At 51.4% G+C, this 22,133-nt stretch carries 17 protein-coding genes and 1 tRNA gene; 12 read left to right on the top strand and 6 right to left on the bottom strand.

The genetic code is table 11. The annotated features are described in order from the left end of the window. Positions 1-21: 21 nt before the first annotated feature. The 6 genes from GW590_RS11690 to dhaR all read left to right on the top strand — a co-directional run bounded on the left by GW590_RS11690 (position 22) and on the right by dhaR (position 7,395). Entirely contained in the window at positions 22-747 is a 726-nt protein-coding gene (locus GW590_RS11690) for an amino acid ABC transporter ATP-binding protein (RefSeq protein ID WP_211186744.1), read from the top strand. Between the two features lie 45 nt (positions 748-792). Then, positions 793-1,959, top strand: coding sequence for a M20 family metallopeptidase (locus tag GW590_RS11685; RefSeq protein ID WP_211186730.1), 1,167 nt, complete (start codon positions 793-795; stop codon positions 1,957-1,959). A gap of 4 nt (positions 1,960-1,963) precedes the next feature. Then, on the top strand, positions 1,964-3,067 hold the full coding sequence (locus GW590_RS11680; protein ID WP_169403213.1) for a mandelate racemase/muconate lactonizing enzyme family protein: 1,104 nt from the start codon (positions 1,964-1,966) through the stop codon (positions 3,065-3,067). Positions 3,068-3,091: 24 nt separating this feature from the next. Continuing rightward, complete coding sequence (locus tag GW590_RS11675; protein ID WP_169403212.1) at positions 3,092-4,276, top strand: M24 family metallopeptidase; 1,185 nt, start codon at positions 3,092-3,094, stop codon at positions 4,274-4,276. Between the two features lie 91 nt (positions 4,277-4,367). Beyond that, positions 4,368-5,288: a dihydrodipicolinate synthase family protein gene (locus GW590_RS11670; RefSeq protein WP_169403211.1), complete on the top strand. Its 921-nt coding sequence runs from the start codon at positions 4,368-4,370 to the stop codon at positions 5,286-5,288. Between the two features lie 160 nt (positions 5,289-5,448). After that, on the top strand, positions 5,449-7,395 hold the full coding sequence (dhaR, locus tag GW590_RS11665) for a dihydroxyacetone kinase operon transcriptional regulator DhaR (protein ID WP_169403210.1): 1,947 nt from the start codon (positions 5,449-5,451) through the stop codon (positions 7,393-7,395). Between the two features lie 79 nt (positions 7,396-7,474). On the opposite strand, the gene dhaM is transcribed toward dhaR, so the two are convergent. From dhaM to GW590_RS11640, 5 genes are all read right to left on the bottom strand, one after another. Continuing rightward, positions 7,475-8,914, bottom strand: coding sequence for a dihydroxyacetone kinase phosphoryl donor subunit DhaM (gene dhaM / locus GW590_RS11660; protein WP_169403327.1), 1,440 nt, complete (start codon positions 8,912-8,914; stop codon positions 7,475-7,477). 62 nt (positions 8,915-8,976) lie between these two features. Further along, positions 8,977-9,612 carry a dihydroxyacetone kinase subunit DhaL gene (dhaL, locus tag GW590_RS11655; RefSeq protein ID WP_169403209.1) on the bottom strand — a complete coding sequence of 212 codons (636 nt, stop codon included), beginning with the start codon at positions 9,610-9,612 and terminating at the stop codon, positions 8,977-8,979. A gap of 17 nt (positions 9,613-9,629) precedes the next feature. After that, positions 9,630-10,700 carry a dihydroxyacetone kinase subunit DhaK gene (gene dhaK / locus GW590_RS11650; RefSeq protein WP_169403208.1) on the bottom strand — a complete coding sequence of 357 codons (1,071 nt, stop codon included), beginning with the start codon at positions 10,698-10,700 and terminating at the stop codon, positions 9,630-9,632. Positions 10,701-10,727: 27 nt separating this feature from the next. Then, positions 10,728-11,831: a glycerol dehydrogenase gene (locus GW590_RS11645; protein WP_169403207.1), complete on the bottom strand. Its 1,104-nt coding sequence runs from the start codon at positions 11,829-11,831 to the stop codon at positions 10,728-10,730. A gap of 213 nt (positions 11,832-12,044) precedes the next feature. Beyond that, positions 12,045-13,250: a glutamine amidotransferase-related protein gene (locus tag GW590_RS11640; RefSeq protein ID WP_169403206.1), complete on the bottom strand. Its 1,206-nt coding sequence runs from the start codon at positions 13,248-13,250 to the stop codon at positions 12,045-12,047. A 193-nt stretch (positions 13,251-13,443) separates the two neighbouring features. On the opposite strand from GW590_RS11640, the gene GW590_RS11635 reads away from it, so the two are divergent. From GW590_RS11635 to GW590_RS11625, 3 genes are all read left to right on the top strand, one after another. Beyond that, on the top strand, positions 13,444-14,652 hold the full coding sequence (locus GW590_RS11635; protein WP_169403205.1) for a pyridoxal phosphate-dependent aminotransferase: 1,209 nt from the start codon (positions 13,444-13,446) through the stop codon (positions 14,650-14,652). A gap of 175 nt (positions 14,653-14,827) precedes the next feature. After that, positions 14,828-14,903: transfer RNA gene (locus GW590_RS11630), tRNA-Asn, on the top strand. Positions 14,904-15,100: 197 nt separating this feature from the next. Further along, positions 15,101-16,369, top strand: coding sequence for a tyrosine-type recombinase/integrase (locus tag GW590_RS11625; RefSeq protein WP_169403204.1), 1,269 nt, complete (start codon positions 15,101-15,103; stop codon positions 16,367-16,369). Positions 16,370-16,516: 147 nt separating this feature from the next. On the opposite strand, the gene GW590_RS11620 is transcribed toward GW590_RS11625, so the two are convergent. Next, the gene (locus GW590_RS11620; protein WP_169403203.1) at positions 16,517-17,758 is read right to left on the bottom strand and encodes an MFS transporter; all 1,242 of its coding nucleotides are present in this window, start codon (positions 17,756-17,758) and stop codon (positions 16,517-16,519) included. Positions 17,759-18,166: 408 nt separating this feature from the next. Between GW590_RS11620 and GW590_RS11615 the strand changes: the two genes are divergently transcribed. From GW590_RS11615 to GW590_RS11605, 3 genes are all read left to right on the top strand, one after another. Beyond that, a complete protein-coding gene (locus GW590_RS11615) occupies positions 18,167-18,787 on the top strand; it encodes a radical SAM protein (RefSeq protein ID WP_169403202.1) in 621 nt (206 codons plus the stop codon). A gap of 10 nt (positions 18,788-18,797) precedes the next feature. Next, positions 18,798-19,397, top strand: a complete 600-nt coding sequence (locus GW590_RS11610; RefSeq protein ID WP_169403201.1) for an SPASM domain-containing protein — start codon at positions 18,798-18,800, stop codon at positions 19,395-19,397. 861 nt (positions 19,398-20,258) lie between these two features. Beyond that, positions 20,259-22,130, top strand: a complete 1,872-nt coding sequence (locus GW590_RS11605; protein ID WP_169403200.1) for a type IV secretory system conjugative DNA transfer family protein — start codon at positions 20,259-20,261, stop codon at positions 22,128-22,130. Positions 22,131-22,133: the final 3 nt, after the last annotated feature.

Here is a 22,133-nt window from a genome sequence, read left to right as displayed (position 1 = left end):
CAGATGAAAAGCGATAAACCGCTGCTGGAAATCATTGGTGTCGATAAGCACTTTGGCAGCCAGCACGTATTGAAAAACTGCACGCTTAGCGTTGCCCAGGGGGAAACCGTGGTGCTGATCGGCCCTTCCGGCTCCGGCAAATCCACCCTGCTGCGCTGCGTTAACCTGCTGGAGTCCATTGAAGGCGGCAGCATCTTTTTTCGCCAGGGAGAGATCACCAAACCCGGCGTCGAGCCGCACCGCTTGCGCCAGGATATCGGCATGGTGTTCCAGAACTATGAGCTGTTCTCTCATCTGACGGCGGCGGAAAACATCATGCTGGCACCAATGACCGTGCTTGGCGTCAGCCGGGCGCAGGCCGAAGCCCAGGCGCTGGAACTGTTGGGCAAGGTGCGTATTCCGGACAAGGCCGACAGCTTTCCCGACGAGCTTTCCGGCGGCCAGCAACAGCGCGTCGCCATTGCTCGTGCGCTGGCGATGAAGCCGAAACTGATGCTGTTTGACGAACCCACCTCGGCGCTCGACCCCGAGATGATCCGCGAAGTGATCGATGTGATGGCCGATCTCAGCGCCGAAGGCATGACCAGCATCGTGGTTACCCATGAAATGGGATTTGCCCGCCGCGCCGCCAATCACATCGTATTTATGGAAAACGGTGAAATTATCGAGAATGCCCCCAGCGACAAGTTTTTTGGGGGTGAAGTGAGCCAGAGAGCACAACGCTTTCTCGATCAGATTTTGCATTGAGTTAACTTTTTTATGCGCCACACCAGGGCGCTTCAGGAGCAGTCGATGACCCTTTCATCGCCAGATATCAGCAGAATGAAACGTGACCTCGCCGCGCTGGTGGCGATTAACACCGAAAACCCGCCGGGCCGTGAACGTGAAGCCGCCGAGTTGATCAGCCAGTGGCTGCAGGAAGCCGGTTTTGATTTGACCCTCAGCGAATACGCGTCAGGTCGCACCAATGTGATTGCCCGGCTGGAAAACGGTGCCGGTCCCTGCTTTGCCTTTAATACCCATATCGACGTGGTCCCCGCCGGTAGCGGCTGGCAACAGGACCCCTTCACCCTCACCGAGCGCGATGGCAAATTGTTTGGCCGCGGTGCCTGCGATGCCAAAGGCCCGCTGGTGGCGATGATCGAAGCCATGCGCATGCTGGTCAGCCAACCAGAAAATTGGTCAGGTACGCTGATGGGCATTTTTGTCGCCGATGAAGAAGTGGCCAGCGAAGGGGCCAAGTTTTATGTCCGCGAAGCCCCGGCAAAAATCGACTTTGCGGTGATTGGCGAACCCACGTCCAACACCACCTACTCGGCGCATAAAGGCAGCTTGCGTCCCCTGGTGCGAGTTCATGGCGTGACCGCTCACTCAGGCACTCCGGAGTTGGGCGAAAATGCCATTTTCCGCGCCGCACAGCTACTGGGTCTGGTGGAACAACAGCACGAACACAGCGTGCGCTGTCGTTGTCATCCGCTGGTGGGATCCGCCAGCCTGACCGTTACCCGCATCTCCGGCGGACACGCCGATAACGTGCTGCCCGACAGCTGTGAACTGCTGCTCGATCGCCGCATGGTGCCGGGTGAAGATGAAGAACAGGTCAAACAGGAACTGCGCGATCTGCTAACGCTGGCCGAGGAAAAATTTGGCGTGCGCAGTGAGATCGTCACTTTTAAACCTACCACCGGCGGCGCTACAGAAACCGCCATTGACGAAGCCATCGTGCAAGCCGGGCTGGCCGCCTGCCGCGCGCAAGGTCTTGAGGAGCCGGGTCCCTTTGGTTTCCAGGGCGGCTGTGACCTGGTGCATTTTCGCAGTCTGGGTACCAAAGGCATTGTGATTGGCCCCGGTTCGCTGTCCGTGGCGCACAAACCGGATGAATTTGTGCCTGTCGATGAGTTTATCGCCGCCAGCGATATCTATCGCGATGTGGCCCTGAAAATGATGACGCGGGGATAATGCGGTGAAAGCCACACTCTATCGTGCCGATTTACGCTACCCGCACCTGCAACTTTATACCGCGTCTTCCGGCAGCATTGCCGTGCTGGAAGAGCTCTATCTGCTGCTGGAAGATAAAGCCATCACCGGCTTGGGGGAGGTTCGCCTCAATATTGCCTATCTCAATGGTTATAGCGCCGAACTGGTGCTTAGCGATGTGATACGCACACTGCGCACACTGGATTTGCAACAGACGCCCAGCGCGCTGTTGCTGTCGCTGGAGCAGCAGTTGGCCGACAGTCTCGCTCCCACCCGCATGCTGTTTGATATGGCGCTGCATGATCTGATCGCCCATCAAAACGGCTGTAGCGTGGCACGACTGATTGGCGCGGACTTCCCGCAGCCGGTGTGTTACAGCAGCAATCAGACGCTGTTCTGGACATCACAGGAACGCATGCTCAGTCAGGCCACTGACTATATGGAACGCGGTTTTAACCAGTTGAAACTGCGCGTCGGTATCGGTTCGCTGCATGAAGATATGGATCGGCTTAGCGCCCTGCGCCGTCGCTTTGGCAGCGAGGTGCATCTCTCTGCCGATGCCAACGGCCAGTGGCAACCGGAACAGGCGCGCAGCAATTTACTGGCCCTGCAAAAATTTGAGCTGAGCTATCTCGAGCAACCCATTGCCGACAGCCATGCCCATTACTATCCGCAGCTTGCCGACAGCAGCCCGATCCCGCTGATGCTTGATGAAAGCATGAGCTCAGAAGGCGATCTGGAACGCATTCTGGCAATGGAAGGCAAAGTCTGGGCGCATATCAAGCTGGTGAAAATGGGCGGCATCGCCCCGGCCATCCGCGCCGCCCAACGCCTTAACAGCGCAGGCATTCCCTTTATGATCGGCCAAATGAACGAAGGTGCGGCGGCCACCGCGGCGGCACTGCATGTCGCCTACGCCAGCCAGCCGGCACACGCCGAACTCTATGGTGCCGATGGCCTCGGCAATGACCCGGTGTCGGGTCTCACCTACTTCCAGGGCTTGGTACACAGCCGCGATGCGTCGGGATTAGGCATCGAATTCGATGCCAGTCGGGCAGAGCTGATCCAAACCTTTCCTTCACTGACCTAAGTACCGTTAACAAGAGAGTCAATTATGCAAAAAACTGCTTTGCCCGATCTTGGCCGGGTTGTTCCGGGGGCAGAATCCGCCTTTAGCGAGGCCGAATATCAGCAGCGTATCGAACGTGCGCGCCAGTTGCTTACCCAGGCCGGTCTCGACCTGATGGTGATCACCAGTCCGGAAAACATCTTCTATCTCACCGGGCAGCAAACACCGGGTTACTACACCTTCCAGACGCTGGTATTACCCGTGGAAGGCGATCCGGTATTTGTTATCCGGCAGTTGGAATACTTTAACTTTATCTCCAATACCTTTATTCGCGATGCGGCGATCTATAGCGATGGCGATAATCCGGTCAACTTCCTGCTGGCGGTACTTAAGGCCCGCGGCTGGAGCAACAGCCGCATTGGTATCGACAAACGCGGCTGGTTTTTGCCGATTGCCGTCTACGAAGCCTTGCAGAGCGAACTGGGTACCATTTATGACGCCGCCGGGGTGATTGAGCAGCTGCGTGCAATGAAATCCGCCAGTGAGCTGGAAAAAATGGCCCATGCCGCGCGCTATGTCGATGCCGGTATGCTGGCCGGTCGCCAGGCGATTGCCGCCGGTGCTACCGAGAACGACCTGGTGTCGGCAATGATGGGCGCGGCCATTGCCGCCGGTTCCGAATATATGGGCATGGAACCGCTGGTCTCCAGTGGTCCACGCACCGGCGTGCCACACGGCACCTGGCGTCGCCGCCGCATTGTTGACGGCGATCCAATCTTTCTGGAAATGGCCGCCACCCATGACCGTTATCACGCAGCGTTGATGCGTTCGGCCTGGTTGGGTAAGCCCCCTGCCGTGGCGCTGGAAATGGAAAAAACCTGCCAGGAAGCCCTACAGGCGGCGCTGGATGCCATTCGACCGGGTGCCACCTGTGAAGCTCCGCATCTCGCCTGTCAGAAAGTGATCGATCGCGCGGGCTACACCGATAACTTTAAAAAACGCACCGGCTACTCCATCGGTATTTCCTTTGCGCCGGACTGGGGCGAAGGGGCGATCCTTAGCCTGTATAGCGGCATTACCACCGAACTGCAGCCAGGGATGACCTTTCATATTCCGCCCGCACTGCGTATTTACGGCGAATTTACCGTGGGTGTCAGTGAAACCATTGTAGTGACCGAAACCGGCTACCGCGCCCTCGGCTCGGTCGAGCGTCCGCTGTATCTGTTGTAAATCCACCGCCCCTGGACGCCTGCGTCAGTCGTCACGTCGGCGTCATTAGCAGCAAAAAATAGTAAGCAACGTCAGGTTAAGGAACAGAATTATGCAAGATATCTATGAAAGTCAGGCGCGTTTGCGCGGTATTTTCAATATTACCGTTACGCCTTTTACCGCCAGCGGAGAATTTGATTTTGACGGTCTGGCGCGCAATATCGAGCGCGTTATTGCCCTCGGCTACGACGGCATTCTGATTGGCGGCACCTACGGTGAATTTCCGGCAATGAGCAGCGATGAGCGCGCCCTGCTGTTTCGTAAAGTGATGGCAGTGGTGGGCGATCGCGTACCGGTCATGCTGTGCAGCGCCGGTTCCGATGCCCGTGTGGTCGCCGATTTAACCCAACTGGCGGGAGAACTGGGTGGCCTGCCAATGGTCACGCCGCCGTTTGTATCGGAAGTCACCAATGGGCAGATCGTCAGTTTCTTCAAAAAAATGGCACCGCTGTCGCGCACCGGTATCCTGGTGTATAACGCGCCGGGGATTGGTATTACCCTGCCGCCGGTGGTGCTGGAAGAGTTGGCGGATATCCCCGGCGTAGTAGGTATTAAACAGGGTGACCTTAATCCGACCGCTATCGATCAGATTGCCAATCGTCTTGGTGGACGTCTGCGTTTATTCTGTGCTTCTGACCTGGCTTTTCTCGGCCCGATGATGTGCGGTTTTGACGGCATCAGCACCACCAACAGCGGTGCCCTGCCGGAGCTGATCCTCGCCACCTACCGCGCGCTGGAGAACAACGACGCACAAACCGCCCGCGAACTGCATCAACTTTGGTATCTGTACCGCGCGCTGGCGCGGCGTCATGGTCAACCACAGTTGGTGAAAGCCGCCATGAACCTGCGTGGTTTTGATGGCCAGCATGTACGTGCGCCGCTGATTGATTTAACCGACGAGGTGATTAGCGAAGTACGCGTCGAGCTTGAGCTACTGGCCGCCGACCCACGCAGCGGCGTAACCTTGAAATAACCCGCCTTCAGCGTTAAGAATAATTTATATTCCCTGGCTACCCGGTCAGGGAATCGCCTTATTTTAAGATCCGCAGCGCAATCTAAGCATTTTTAAGACTCATTGCAGACATAAGTGTGTAAAATTTGCTTTATCATTTCCGTTTTTACGGATAATTACCTTGAGTAACCCGTGCGCAGCAGCGCTACCCCTGGTTAAAAACATTGCCGAAAAAACACTCTCGCCTTTACTTAACGAGTCGTGGTTGCGTTGCCAAAAATTAATGCAGCCTCAGTATTGGCGTTCCCCCCCTCGCGCCAAAGGCACCACCTTTATCTCGCTATGTCGCCGCAAAAGCGAACTGCTCGCCGTAGCGCAAGCGGCGCTGGAAGATGCCTGGGAACTGATGGAATACCGCACCTGTTGTCTGCAATTTCTCGATGAAACCGGCTGTATTCTCTGGCAATGTGGCGATGAAGGCATTAAGCAGCAATTAGGCCAAATTGGTTTAATACCCGGTAGCTATTGGTCCGAAGAAGTATCAGGCACCAATGCCCCGGCGCTGTCGTTGCGTACCGGACTACCGTGCAAGGTAAGCGGTAATGAACATTACAAGCTGGAGTTGCAGCGCTGGCACGGCTGCGCAACGCCAATATTTGATAACAGCGGTCGTCAGCAGGCGATTATTTTATTGATCGCCCCGGCCGCGCAGGCCAGTGCCAGTGATTTGCCGCTGACCCTGGCGCTGGCACGCGAGATCGGCAATGCGTTAAATGCCGATAGCCTGCTGGAAGACAATAACCGCCGTTTAAATGAACTCTATGCCTTGCTTAATAGCGTCGAAGAAGGGGTACTGGCCTGTGACAGTCAGGGTATTTTGCAATATCTCAACCAGCGCGCCGCCGTGCGACTGCAACTGGATCCGCAGCATAGCCAGGGTCAGGCGTTAAACCGACTGCTAACGCTGCCCAAACAGCTTACGCAAGCCATTGAACAAGGCGAATCGCTGGATTATGTCGAGCTGACCTTTGAGAACCAACAGCAGTTTATTGCTGCTACCCTGTCGTTAAAGCCCTTTGCCGAGGGTGACCATTGCGGATTTATTCTGCTGTTGCATCCGCAAGAAAGCGTGGCGCTGCGCAAGACTTCCCCCTCTCCTACTGCCGGTTTTACCTTTGCCAATATTCCGGCCACCTCCAGCGAAATGCGACGGCTTAAACGCTATGGCTTCCAGGCGGCAAAAGGTCGCCACCCTATTTTGCTGCTCGGGGAAGAAGGGGTCGGCAAAGAGCAAATTGGTCAGGCGATTCATAATGCCAGTCCGCGTGCCCAGGGACCTTATATCGCCCTTGACTGTCAGGCCTTACCGCCGGAGCTGATTGAACGCGAGCTGTTTGGCTGCGAAGCCACTGAAAACCAGCCATTTGTGCCCAGTAAGTTTGAACTGGCCAGAGGCGGTACCCTCTACCTTGAACAGATAGAACTGCTCTCTTTGGCGCTGCAATCCTCGCTGCTGCATATTATCAAAACCGGGATGCTGCTGCGCCCCAACGCCAGCCAGATGGTGACTATTAATACGCGAATTATTGCCGGTACCCAGGCCAATCTGCCCAGGCTAATCAAACAGGGAAAATTTCGTCGCCAACTGTTTTATACCCTGCAATCCTTTGAATTACAGATCCCCGCGCTGCGTGAACGCAAAAGTGATATTGCGGTGATTGCCCAGCATTTTTTACATCAGTTGGGCAGGCATTTTGACTGTCGCTACAAGGTGGATGACGATGTACTGCAACAGTTTATGCTTTATCCATGGCCCGGTAATGATATGGAGTTAAAGAACGTTCTGGAGCGCGCGGCGATGACCTGCCATAACAAAACCATCGCCCTGCAGGATCTGCCGGAACATATTCTTGCCGGAGACTGTGTGATCGAAGAAGAGAACGTCGAGCCGCAGCGCCTGATACCGTTAAATGAGCTGGAGCTGCAGGCCATTCTTGGTGTGGCCAAAGCCACCAAAGGCCAGTTAAATGAAATGGCGACCCGCCTGGGGATCAGCCGCACCACGCTATGGCGCAGGATCAAGCAGCATCAGTTGGATATCGCCCAGTTTAAACCCGATGTGGAATAAGGCAGACAACAACTCCCCCGATCCTGTTTACTTAAGGGTCGGAGGAGCGCTGAACAACAAAAGTTTCGATTTCGGCCGATTAGCGCAGCGTCAAGGTGGCGCTGGCAAAATCCAGCGTTGCCTGCTGCCCGGTGCGGGCAAGTTCCGTCACCTTGTCAGCGGCTACCATCATCGGAATCGCGGCGGCACGGGCGAGGATAGCACTGTGCGACAGCACGCTGCCTTGCGCCAGGCAGATTGCTTTGACATGTGGCTGGCTGAGAGCAATCACCTGTGAAGGAAACAGCTCGTCGGCAACCAGGATACAAGGTTCGGCAATAACCGGCAGTTGTGGCGACTGGTCTTGCAGATGGCGCAAAGCCCGTTGCAGAATATCGCGGACGTCGAGCTCTCTGACCCGCAGATAGCTATCTTCCATCGCCAGATAGGCGCTGGCCATCGCCATCAGTTCATCATAAAGCGCCGACTCGGCATTCTGCTGCTCAACAGTAATACGCGTTTCCATTGCCTGTACTAACTCTTCGTCCCCTAACAACAAGGCATGGGCAGAAAAAATATCCGCCATATCGGCCCCCAGCAGTTGTTGGGTTTTGCCTGCCAACGTTTCCAGCTCGTCCACGCTGGCAGCAATGGCCTGCAGCAGGCGCGCCTTTTCCTGATCGATCTGCGATGCGGTAATACTCTGCCGCTGACAGAGCAGATTTGTCGGCGTAAAGCGCACCACCGCCGCGTTGATCGCCGCTGCCGCCACCAGCTTACCGCTCAGGATAGTGTCTGCAACATCCGGCAGCGCTTCGCCGAAATGGTTGTGGGCCAACTGCTGAAAAGCGGCAATCGCTTCACCGGCCTGCTTGCCCCAGGCATGCAGACACAGCGTATCGCCCTGACGCACCTGCAAACCAGCTAACTGATTCACGCTGTGCGGACTGGCATAATGCCCCTCTTTCTCAACCTGCATTTCGGCATCAAACCCGGACAACGCTTGCGCCAATGCCGCCGCCGGACGCACATGCAGCCCGTGCGCATTACGCACCACCCAGCGACTGGATAATGCCGCGTCGGGGATCGCCGAAGCCTGAGATAACACCTCACTTTCCGCCCTGGACGCCTGAGGATTAAGCTGACTGCGCTTAACCCCCAGCGCGCCACAGGCCTCCGCTTCAACCTGCTGCAAACTGGCACCTGACGAGGCGGTAACCACCGCGGCCAGCGTCCCTTCCACCAGCGGAGCAGAAGAGAGCAGCACCCTGGCGGCTATCTCGGGATCCAGCAACTCCAGCGCCGTTTCTGCGCTAAGCAACGCACTGCCGAGATCCATCATCACCAACACACCTGAAGGGGTATCCACCTCCTCAATGGCCATCATTACTTTGATAGCATCGGTGCCAATCGGGTTTTGTTCATCGTCAACCCCGGCGGCTACCGCAATACGGCAGCCATCCTGGACCATTTGTTGCGCGAGCTCAGCCACACCTTCGGCTAATCTTTTACTGTGGGATACAACAACAATATTGACCATCATTCCCTCATTATGGATTGCTGGGTGAAAACAAAAACGACTGCTTCACGACAGTGACCGCCTCAACCTCTACCAACCTGTTGATACAAGGCTTCCATCATGATTTTGGCCGAGGTGGCACCCGGATCCTGATGACCAATGCTGCGCTCGCCGAGATAGCTGGCCCGTCCTTTTTTGGCCTGCATCAGAATAGTGTCGTTTAATGCGCGATTGGCACGCTCCACACAGTTTTCCAACGCCTGCGGCAGCGACAGTTGTTGCTGACGGGCCTGCGACAGCTCGTCCTCAACCGCCAACCAGACATCACACATGGTTTTATCGCCGGGTTCGGCCTTACCGCGCATCTCAATACCTTTGATGCCATCGCTCAACATTTGATGAACCTCGTCAATGTTGAGACTTTGTTTGGCATCGGTGCTTTGCGCCGCGCGGATAAAAAAAGTGCCAAACAGCGGACCGCTGGCACCGCCAATGCTGGCCAGCAAGGTCATACCGGTAGTTTTTAGAATAAAACCGATGTCTTTATCGGCAACAGAAGGCAATTTTTCCATCACCTTATTAAAGCCACGGTTCATATTGAGACCATGGTCGCCGTCACCGATATCGCTATCAAGTTGCGTCAGAAAATCCCGTTGCTCGGCAAACATCACCGCGCAACGCTCTAACCAACTGACAATTTGTTGTTTCGTCAATTCCATTTCACTTTCTCCCGCCTTTAGCAGCCCCAACGCAGTGCCGGGGTATTTACCGGCTCATCCCACAGAGATAACAATTCATCATCGACCTTGACCAGGGTAATGGACACCCCCTGCATATCCAGCGAAGTACAATAAGACCCCACCAACTGCCGCTCAACCTGCAGACCAAACTCGCTGCAGCAGTGCGCCAGCCGTGACCATAACGCATAAAGCTCCGACAGCGGTGTTGAACCCAGGTTGTTGACCATGGCGATCACGCGATCGCCTTTTTTCAGCGCCTGTTTGCTTTGCAGCGTTTCGACCCAGTCCCCCGCTGCGCGATCCCATTGACGCAGTTTGCGTTGATAATCGCCGTGGGCGATCAGCGTATGGAACATGGCGTCGACGGTGTCATTGAGGTTGGTAAATTGACGGCGCTCAATGCCGGGTTCACCATGAATACCCACGCCAAACTCCATTTCATTATCGGCGAGGATAAACGAGGGTTTTCCCGCTGCGGGCACGGTACAAGCCGCCAGCGCAATGCCCAGGGAATGCCCCTGATTATTGATCTTTTGCCCCAACTCTACGCACTGGTCCAGTGAATAACCGCGGACCGCCGCTGCACCCAGCAGTTTCTCGATAATCACCGTGTTGGCTACCCCGCGACGGCCAGCGGTGTATAAGCTGTCTTTTACTGCCACATCGTCGTCAATGGTCAGCGTTGCCACCTGGGTATCATTGGCATGCAATAATTCGGCGGCGGTTTCGAAATTCAGCACGTCGCCGGTGTAATTTTTAATCAGCAGCAGCACACCCGCACCGTTATCGATGGACTGACCGCACTCAAACATCTGGTCCGGGGTGGGTGAGGTAAAAATTTCCCCCGGGCAGGCACCATCAAGCATACCTGCACCGATATAGCCGCAATGCATAGGTTCATGCCCACTGCCACCGCCAGACATCAGCGCCACTTTGCCTTGCCCCGCCGGCGTGCGGCGGGTAACAAATAAAGGCTCTTCATTAAGAATAAGTTCATTATGCGCCGCAACCAGGCCAGCGATCTGTTCCTTTAATACAGTCTCGACGCTATTAATCAGCTTTTTCATCTTATGCCTCTATATTTAAAATAATGATTAGCTTCTGGATGCAAGATAATTTCTACCCAGCGCATCCGCAGAAACTATTGCTGCATATACTGCTTCGGCAGTGACCGGGAACGGCATATTATGAATAGTTTCACCTTCGGCGCAGCTGGCTTCGGCAACAGCACGGATTTTCTGTGTCAGATCGCCTTCAACTTTCATTTCTTTTAATGTAATGGGCAGTCCTACCTGATGGCAGAATTCCATCACGCAATTAATTTGTGCCTTGCTGCTATTTTGCAGCACTAATTGCGTCAAGGTACCAAAGGCCACTTTTTCGCCGTGATACAGTGAGTGACACTCTTCCAGCACCGTAAATCCATTATGGATGGCGTGGGCAGCAGCCAGACCGCTGCTTTCAAAACCGATCCCGCTCAAGTAGGTGTTGGCTTCAATAATCCGCTCAACCGCTTCGGTGACCACTCCGGACTCAACCGCCAGTTTGGCCTTCAGCCCCTCTTCAATCAGGGTTTCATAACAGAGTTTGGCCAACGCCAGCGCCGCCAGGGTGGAGCCACCGCCAGCCATGCTCACCGCGCGGGCTTCAAAACAGGCCTGTGCTTCAAAATAGGTGGACAGCGCATCGCCCATCCCGGCAACAAACAGGCGCACCGGCGCTTTCGCTACCACCGCACTGTCGATTACCACCAAATCCGGATTTTTCGGGTAGATCAGATATTCTTCAAATTCGCCCTCTTCATTGTAAATAACTGACAATGCACTGGTCGGGGCATCGGTAGACGCGATAGTCGGCACCACCACCACTGGAATACGCTGATAATAGGAAATGGCTTTTGCCGTATCGAGGGTTTTACCCCCACCGACGCCGATAACGGCATCGCAGCCATGGGTTTTCATTTCGGCGGTCAGACGCTCGATCTCTTTACGCGAACATTCACCATTAAAATGGCCAAAATGATATTCGATATTGTTATGATAAAAACTGCTGGCAATGGCATCACCGGTAACTTTTTTTACCGGCTCATCGAGAATAATAAAGAAATTTTTACCCAACAGTTTTACTGCATTACCGATTTCATTAAGCGCGCCTGCGCCCTGGATATATTTAGATGGAGATTGAATTACCTTTAACATATAAAACTCCTTTTTTTAATATATTCATTATTGAAGGCATTGCGTAGGGTACTTACCTCGTGCAATTAGAAACACTATATGGAAAAAAATAGAGAAAAATAGAAATAAAAATAACGTTCCACAATGGAACGTTATTAGCTATCGATGTTTCAATCTGAAACATAAGCAGACGAACAAAATGCCGCTATGCGACATCGCGCACATCTGCGCAGATCAACCTTTTCCGGCCGCCTGCACAAATGCGCTGATCAAGGGATGAGGCTTTTGCGGCGACGAACTTAATTCCGGATGCCCCTGTACACCTATATAGAAAGGATGCGCACTATGTTCAATGCCATCCGCAATGGTGCCACTAAGATCGCTGGCAGCAATCGTCAGGCCAAAGGCGTGCAGATCCTCCTTAAACAGCGGGTTTAAATGGAAACGGTGGTTATAGCGCAGCGTAAATTCCTCGCCGAGGATCGCCGCCAGCTGCGTACCCGCGCGCATCTTCATCAGTCGATCGCCCAGACGATGCACGGGTTGTCCCGGCGTGTCACTCAGTGGCACAAACGTTTTCACTGGTGCCTGCGGATCGGCTTCGGCGAGATTGGCGCTGTCGCTGCCGGACATCTGCTGGATCACCGCCGTTGTCATCGTCTGCATGCCCAGGCAAAGGCCCAGCACCGGCACGGCGTGACTGAGACAGTAGTGCGCGACTGCAATTTGTCCGGCCACATTGCGCATATCTGAACCGCCGGGCAACAGCACACCATCGATATCACGCAGCAGGTTGTGCAGCGAACCCTCCAGCGTTTGCGGTGACAGGTAAATCATCTCTACGCCCACGGCAAGGGCATCGGCGGCATCCCCCAGCGCCGCCAGGGTGGCCGGATAGCTTTCGGCCTGATCCTGATGGCTGCCAATTAGCGCAATGCGCAGCAGCCTTCCGCTTGTTGCCGGTGGCAATATGGCCTGGTTGGCACTCCAGCGACCAAAGCGATCGCGCCACCAGTACGCCTGAGCCCCTTCGTCGTTGGCCAGACGGCTAAACTGATAGCCCTGATGCGCGCGATCGACCTGAATCAACTCATAATCGACGCCATAGTCGCGCACCTCTCGCGCCAGACGGCTAAACGTCGCCAACTGCGCAGGCCCTAATGGGATCACCCAGTCTTTACCACCATGCTGACTAAGAAGTTCGTCCAGACGCCAGACTTTACCGGCAGAGATACCGCTAATACGTTCCCGCCACAGCAAGCCGCTGGTAACCAATTCCCCTTGCGCAATCACATGCTGACAGGCATCCGCATAGCGCTGCCGGTCCCATTGCACCGGCAAATGCGCCAGGGCTTGCTGGCGCGAATCAGCCAGGATCGAGGCCATCGCGCCATACAACGCCGGTTCGGGGGTGTTATGTGCCACAAATGTCAGTGCCATATACCCTACTTAACTTGATAAAAAATAGAGGAAATCAGGGTTATCTTTATCGATATCCCTGCCAGGGCTGCTTGAAAAACCTCTGCTCAATCCGCAGAAACCATGAGCAATCTTGATAAAGCCATGGTAGTTTAAATTGGTTTATTTGATTCACATAATACAATATTGTTTTTATCTTAGAAAAGGGCAAAAGATGTCAGCTGAATTTATTGCGCCAAGGCTGCGACGTGTTCGTCCATCGCCGACGGCTGTTATTTCCGACCGGGTACGCGCTCTGTCTGCTGCCGGAGTGGATGTGATCAATCTGGGTGAAGGCGAGCTGGACTTTGATACCCCGGACCATATCAAGCAGGCAGGCATCGACGCCATTGTACAAGGTGACACCAAATACACGGCAGTAGCCGGTACTGCCGCCCTGAAAAAGGCGATTATCAACAAGTTTGCCCGCGAGAACCAACTCAACTATCAGGAAAATGAAGTCATTGCCGGCAGCGGCGCCAAACAATTGATCTTCAATGCCTTGCTGGCAACAGTATCGGCGGGCAAAGAGGTAATTATCCCGGCCCCCTATTGGGTCTCCTATCCCGATATGGTCTCGCTGGCAGACGGCGAGTCGCGGATTGTGCCCTGTAAAGAACAAGATGGCTGGAAACTGCAGGCCGCCGATCTTGCCGCCGCGATCACCGAAGATACCCGCTGGCTGATCCTTAACTCGCCGAATAACCCTACCGGCGCTGTCTATAATCATCAGGAATTACGCGCACTGGCTGACGTGCTGCTGGCCGCGCCGCAGGTGCTGATTATGGCTGACGATATCTATGAGCATATCTGCCATCCCCCTGCCCAGTTTGTTACCCTGGCGCAGGTGGAACCGCGTTTGCTGGACCGCATTCTTACCGTTAACGGCGTGTCCAAAGGTTATTCAATGACCGGCTGGCGTCTCGGTTATGCCGGGGGCCCGGCGTGGCTGATTGCCGCCATGCAGATCCTGCAATCGCAAAGCACCTCCAACCCCAGCTCAATTTCGCAGGCCGCCACCGTCGTTGCCCTGCAACAAGACAATGGTTTTCTGGCTGACTGGCGAAATATTCTCGATAAACGACGTCAAAAAATGATGGCCTGCATTGCCCAGATCGACGGATTAAGCGCTGACCTGCCGCCGGGTGCATTTTATGTTTTCGCCAATTGTGCAGGCATGATGGGCAAAACCACCCCTCAGGGAGTCACTTTGAATAGCGACGTCGATTTTGTGGAATATCTGCTGGATGCCGCACACGTCGCTACCCTGCATGGTTCGGCCTTTGGTGCCGCCTCTTATTTACGCATTGCCTATGCCATCGATGACCAACGGCTGGATGACGCCTGCGAAAGAATAGTCCGCGCCTGCGCCGCCTTAGCCTGACGATCAAGGTATAAAACAGCAACGTCGGCCAGTGATAGCCGTTTTCAAGCCACTTACCGACGTTTTTGGCAAAAATCTCAACAGCTTGAACAAACTAGCAGCAGTCGATCATAATTTTGCAGTTGTGCTTTGACATGCGTGGCGGCAATCGCTATTATTCGCCCGTTCAAACGATTCCTCTGTAGTTCAGTCGGTAGAACGGCGGACTGTTAATCCGTATGTCACTGGTTCGAGTCCAGTCAGAGGAGCCAAATTTAGAAAATCCCGCTTAAGGAAACTTAAGTGGGATTTTTGCTTTTTATGCCGTTTTTCGAATCATTATGTAATTCAGATTTAATAAGTTAGCGCGAAATGTCTTCCCGATGCATTTTCAGTTTTCCCTCCGCATCGGGAGAATTTGGTGGTCAGATTTGGAGTCAAGTTGGTTCGATGACGGAGTGCCCCCCAAATGTCTCTTAACGACGCGAAAATTCGCACTCTCAAACCCACTAATAAACCTTTTAAAGTCTCCGATTCCCACGGTCTGTATCTGCTGGTCAAACCGGGCGGCTCCCGTCACTGGTATCTCAAGTATCGCGTCAGTGGTAAAGAATCCCGCATTGCACTGGGTGCCTATCCTGCTGTTTCCCTGTCTGATGCCCGCCAGCAGCGTGAAGGTATCCGCAAAATGCTGGCGCTGAACATCAACCCTGCTCAACAGCGGTCTGCTGAATGTGGTTCACACACACCGGAGAAAATATTTAAAACGCTGGCGCTGGCGTGGCACCGGAGTAATAAAAAATGGTCGCAGAACACTGCTGACCGTCTGCTTGCCAGCATGAATAACCATATCTTTCCGGTGATTGGCCACCTGTCCGTTACGGAGCTTAAACCCTGGAATTTCATTGACCTACTGAAAGGCATTGAGGGAAAAGGTTTGTTGGAAGTCGCGTCCCGCACGCGGCAGCATCTTAGTAACATCATGCGCCATGCCGTCCATCAGGGATTCATCGACAGCAACCCAGCGGCAAACCTTGACGGTGTGACAACACCGCCCGTCCGACACCACTATCCCGCCCTGCCGCTGGAGCAGCTGCCTGAACTGACTGAACGCATTGAGGGCTATCATCAGGGCCGTGAACTGACCCGCCTTGCCGTCCTGCTGACGCTGCATGTGTTCATCCGCTCCAGTGAACTGCGCTTTGCCCGCTGGCGTGAAATTGATTTCAGAAACAGAATCTGGATGATACCCGCCACCCGTGAAGCCATTGCAGGCGTGCGTTATTCAGGGCGTGGGGCCAAAATGCGTACTCCGCATATCGTGCCCCTCTCAGAACAGACTGTCGCCATTCTGAAAAGGATTAAGGACATATCCGGTCAGTACGAACTGGTCTTTCCCGGCGACCATAACCCGTATAAACCGATGTGCGAAAACACAGTCAATAAGGCGCTACGCCTGATGGACTATGACACAAAAGATGAAATCTGCGGCCACGGATTTCGGGCAATGGCATGTAGTGCCCTAATGGAGTCCGGTTTATGGTCGCAGGATGTGGTGGAACGCCAGATGAGCCATCAGGAGCGTAATACAGTGCGTCTGGCATACATTCATAAGGCGGAACATCTGGAAGCCCGGCGGGCAATGATGCAATGGTGGTCGGATTATCTGGATACGTGTCATGAATCTTATATCCCACCCTATATCCTTGGACGAGAAAAGCGCGGTACCGCCGCCTGACATATGAATTATCCATTCAGGAAAATAGAATCCCTGTTAGTCTTGACTGTTAGGGATTCTATTTTAGAAGCAATACAGAGGTGTTATAGTCGAGACTGGAACACAAATGATAAATATATTCTTTTATAAAACTTTCCAGTTATGCTTTCACTCCCTGGATAACATTGCCATTGCTTCCTCTGGTTTCGCAGAAAGAAATCCCCTGACTCCCTTGTTAGATACAATCGCCAGCATACCTGCAAAGGATAACATAGACAGAACCAAAAAAATATTATACACACCCAAGGCATCCATTAAACCACCAAATATAAGCATTGCTAATGGCATGTTAATCATAGCAAAAAACATAAGGTTTGATAAAACTCTTGTCCTCAGTTCTTTAGGCAGGTTAACCATTAACAGTGAATCAACAGTTACATTTATCCAGTTTCTGGACAAACCAATAATAAATTGTCCTATAAACAACACAACAACGTGATGATATACACCCACTAACAATAATGATAAGAAAAAAAGAGTCGATGACAGATATACTATATATTTACTATCAAAAAGCCTTTTTAAATAAGGGAGGCATAAAGAGCCTAATATAACACCACTCCCCATACTTGTTGTTAAAAACCCAACAAAAAGTGGGGGGAGACCATTTATCTCCTTTATTATATATGGAAACGCCAATGTCATTGGAGCAAAGGCAATTCCTATAATAATGCTGTATATAAAAAAACCAGAAACGACAGGATTTTGTATTGTATATCTAAATCCATCTTTAACATCATTCATCCACGTTGAAATATTAGCACCTGCATTTTCACTTTGTGCTGAATAATGTATCAACATACAAAGAAGAAACGCCACGAGCAAACAGACTGAAAGAAATAAGAAGGAATTTGCCACTCCTAAAAATGTGACCATCGAACCACCGAGTGCCCCCCCCAGTATCGACATTACAGAATTAATTCTCTGAGTAATATTTATACCATCAGGAATATCATTTTCTGAAACAAGATGAGGAAGAATACCAATGGAACCTGAGTTAAAAATTATTTTCCCTGTCGTTGACAACATTTCAAATGCAATCAAAACAGCAATATTCATTTTGCCGACAATGAAGATAGCTGCAACGATGAGATAACTGACAAACTGTATACCCAGCCCATATTGCAGCAATCTCTTCTTATTGAATCGGTCACCGAGAGGGGCAACTAATGGTTGAGATATCGCTGAAATTATTAAAGGAGGAATAATAACATACGATACGTATATCATTTTTTGATACTCACCTAAAACCCACCAGATAACGGCAATGGATGATGCACTATATCCCAACGCGGTGGCTATCTGCCCACATCTGTAGATCCAAAAATTTCTGCCAAGTCTGCTGTTCATCTGCCACCTCGAACCTTGCTGGAAATCAATGTCACACATCACAACACAGAACAAATTGTACGTTTTTTGATCAAAATCAACAAATCCACACAAATTGTATGGATTATAGCTGTCGCACATTAATTTGCGAATTGAAATAGTTCTGGAACTATCATCTAGTTTAACTTAACTAAACAGTGAAATGCGAGGTAGTAGAAATGAACGTACTTTCGAAAATCCTTAAGTTGTGTGTATCACCAGTCCGGCACTTCGGTGTACATAACGGGCTTAACGGACACCTGGTAGATAGCGCTGATACTGGTCCTATCGGGGGTTAAGTGGAAGCTTAACTGACGTTGTATACAGACCAGGACTCAGGTCTTGGTCTTATGTCCTTGACTTTAACTACATGACGCCCAGAGGATTCGTATGCAATTAACAGAAAAATATAATTCACCACATCGGTTGCATCTGGAAACAACGAAGCGCTGCAATCTGCTTTGTGAACATTGTTATGTTTCAGCCTCAGATAATTTTGAGCATCACAAATTAGAACAACTCAAAAAAACAATTCTTACAACTTCTCAAAAAGGAGCCACTCGCATTACTTTTACTGGCGGGGAATTTTTAATGCGCTCTGACAGCAAAGAGCTCATTGAATATGCAATTTCTGTAGGTTATCGCAACATATACTTTATAACAAATGGAATTTACCTGAGAAAAAGTATACTCGAGTGGCTTGCCCATTTGAAAGTTAAAGAAACCATAAAATCATTGATCAGCACAATTTTAGGTAAAATGAACCCTTTGACCATAGGCCTGGGAATTAGCCTTGATGGCCTTGAGGGTAATGACCTGATCAGGAAATATAAAAATGGCAAACCTGTCAGCCATAAAAAAATTCTCGAAAAAATAAGGCTCGCTACAGAATATGAATTATATGTAACTGTAAATACTACCATTTGCAACAAAGTAACAGCGAAAGAATTGTATTCACTATATATAAAATTACTCGCACTCAAAGTCGACAGATGGCAGATGGCAGATTGATCAGGTATTCATGAGTGGTAGAAGCACAACAAGTTACGCAGTACAGAATAAAGAAGAATGGCTTGATATTGCCAAAGAATCGTATTATCAAATTATCAGAGATTATCTTTCAACTTACCCTCGCTATACAAACATGCGTCTTGAAATCGTTCAACTATTTAGATCTTCAATTCTAGATAATGGCTTTAAAATTATCTCTAGCGATGCTTATCATCCATGCTCATATCAATTCGGAAGTGTAATAGTTGATGATGGTAACAAAATTAGATTTTGTCCATCACTCAGATATAATGAGGCTGTAATTTTCAACAATGAAGAAAAACAGATACGTAGTGTATCATATGAGGAGAATGAAGAATTTAAAAAATTCTCCGAAATGACGATACATGCTCTCCCCTGTAAAGATTGCAGATATAAATTTATTGCACATGGAGGATGTAGAGGGAATAGCATTTTTTACAGCAATGGATTATTTTCTAAAGATCCCGTATGTTGTGCACTGGCTCCATTTCTTGAGCAAAGAATAATACCTCTGTTGCCTTACGTAATACAAAAACAATATAAGAACGCTATTTTTATTGAAGGAAAAATGCCAGAAGAAATAATTTAATAATAAATTGCCATTCTGATTTCATCAGAAATACTCATAATAATATTAATTATTTACATTAATCTTATTTCTCTTATAGGTATACTCATAATAAGAAAATATTTTAGCTGGGCTCGCGAAACCACCTGTTAAAGAGTGAGGCAAGTTGGACTGGCATTCTGGGCGAATACTGCTCAAGACGTGGTGGTTTTAAGATTTTTACGGCTCGCATATTTTCTGCGGATTAAAGAGCGAATAAATAGAGTGTCGTAAAAATGAGTCTGCGGACAGAAATATTTTCGCGGATTAAGGAACGAAAATATTTCAGGTACCGTGCCTCACCTGCGAACAATCGCCCCAAGCGAATTGAGCAGGTCGGGGGGAGCCGCAAAAATTTTGCCGTCCCGACGTGCAAAAAGGCACGCCCACGTGCCGGTTTTTGTGGGGGGCCTGCCCCGCACACCGTTAAGCCAGGTAATATTTCCCGCCCACGGGGAATATTGCCGATCAGGCGCGACCAACCCCTTTAAAGCAGCGTTCCCGTTTTTTCGCTCGGAGCTCGCGAGGAAAAGAAAAAACAGGCGAAACGCGCGTCTTAAAGGGGTTGGTCGCGCGTAGCGTGCGACGGTGTGCCGCCTTTGATGTTGGGGGTTTTGGCGCGGCGTCCAGCCGCGACATTACCCCCATGTGACAGGCAAAAAGGGCGTCCAGCCCGCATGTACTGGCGCACGCCGTGTCGTGCAGGGAAGCATACTTTCCTGCACATGGCCGCAACGCGGTCACCTTCTTTACCCCATACGCTCGCCCCATCAATTCGCCCAACACCGTGGGGCGAATTGATGGGGCAATGTCATGGGGCGAACGGCTGACGAAGGGGGCACGATGATTTTGAATAAGCTGGCCGTTTCACTGTCGACGATAGTGAATGACGCGTTGAGCTTCATGGCTTTTATGCAACAGCACCAACTGATGCTGGCGCTGTTATCGGGGCTGACGATGCCGTTTTTCGCGTCGATGAAAAGCGATGAACGCCAAAAAGCCCCGTTGTGGCAAAAGCTGATTATGGCTTTTTCCCTGCTGTGTTTTCTTTGCGGAACCTTGGGGCCGGTACTTATCTGGATTTTCCAGTGGCTTTATCGGGGCCGGGTCATCGCCAGCATTCCCGTTCAGGCATGGCCGGTGCTGATTACCTTTACTGTAACGGGTTTTATTTTGCATATTCTGCTGCGAAGGGTATTAACACCTGAATTAGACAAAATAAAGAAACACCTCGTGAGGAAAACAACGCTTGAAAGGGAATTACGCACCGATGTGCGCACGGTGAAATCCCTGCTGCCGGAAACACTGCATTATAATCCGCTGGATTATATCGACCTGAACAAAGGGTTATTTATCGGCATGGACCGCGATGTTCAGCCGATGTATCTGCCGTTAAAAGACTGGCAAAAACAACACGCGGATATTATCGGCACCACCGGCGCCGGTAAGGGCGTTGCCACCGGGATATTACTTTATCAAAGTATCCTGGCCGGTGAAGGCGTATTTGTTATGGACCCAAAGGATGATGAATGGGCCCCCCACCTTTACCGGAAAGCCTGCGAGGATGCAGGCAAACCTTTTGCCCTGATTGACCTGCGAAAACCCCAGTACCAGTTAAACCTGATTGAAGAGATCACTGCCGATGAACTGGAAGAGCTTTTCGTTGCCGGGTTCAGCCTGGCAGAGAAAGGTCAGGAATCTGACTTTTATCGCATTGATGACCGGAAAGCGGCCCGGATAGCCGCGCAGTTTGTCACCCGTAATACTGCTTCAACCATTCGGGATGTTTATAACGGCGACTACGTTCAGGGTATTGCAGATAAGATAAAAGCCTTCTTCGGGAAAATTGAAGAGCTGGCCTTACTCAATGCCATCAATGCCCCCACCGGATTTTCGCTTAATAAAATATTTGAGGAAGGCGGGTGCTGTTATGTGATTGGCTCAATGCGCAACAGCAAAATCATTACCGCTCAGCGCATGCTGCTGGTTCGCATGTGCCAGCTGGCAAAAAGGCGCGAGCGAGTGAAATACGTGCCCCGCCCCATTGCAATTTATCTTTCGGAACTGAAATACCATTTATCCAGGCCAGCGCTGGAAGGGTTAGGCGCGGCACGCGATAAAGGCGTACACATTATTATGGACCACCAGTCGATTGCCGATTTAAACGACTGCCCGGCAGGTTTGAAAGGCGACGCCGTAGTCGGCGCGGTCGTTGAAAATGCCAAATTCAAACTGGTTTATCGCGCTATGGACCCGGACACCGCGGAATGGGTAGCCAGGATGTCAGGCACTATATTAGTCGACGATGAGGTCCGCAAAGCAAAAACCGATGCCATGCTGACAGAGACTATCGACAGTGAACGCACCATCAGACAGGCCGAGCGTTTCTTTACCGACAGCAATATGATCCTGAACCTACCCGATTTTGTCAGCTTCATCTTCACGACAAAAACACTCCCGTCGGCCTCTCTGATTTCGCCCATCAGGGTGAAAAAACGCGAACTGGAGATCTGTGCCGTGTCGCCCGCGATTGCCGCCACCGCCGCAACGGTAAACATCACCCTGGGTTTTAGCGAGGAGGAAACCTCCCCCGGACCCGCATCAACACCGGATATCACAGCAACTCGATCCGATCTTTTTTTTGATACGGATGAAAAAGACACGACAACACCGAATACCAATAAAGAAGAAAACCCGTCATTGCTGGATTTTTAAAGG

The organism is Rouxiella aceris (genome assembly GCF_012933545.1).
In the GTDB taxonomy this organism is placed as follows: Bacteria; Pseudomonadota; Gammaproteobacteria; order Enterobacterales; family Enterobacteriaceae; genus Rouxiella; species Rouxiella aceris.
This window is presented reverse-complemented; position numbering and strand designations above follow the sequence as displayed.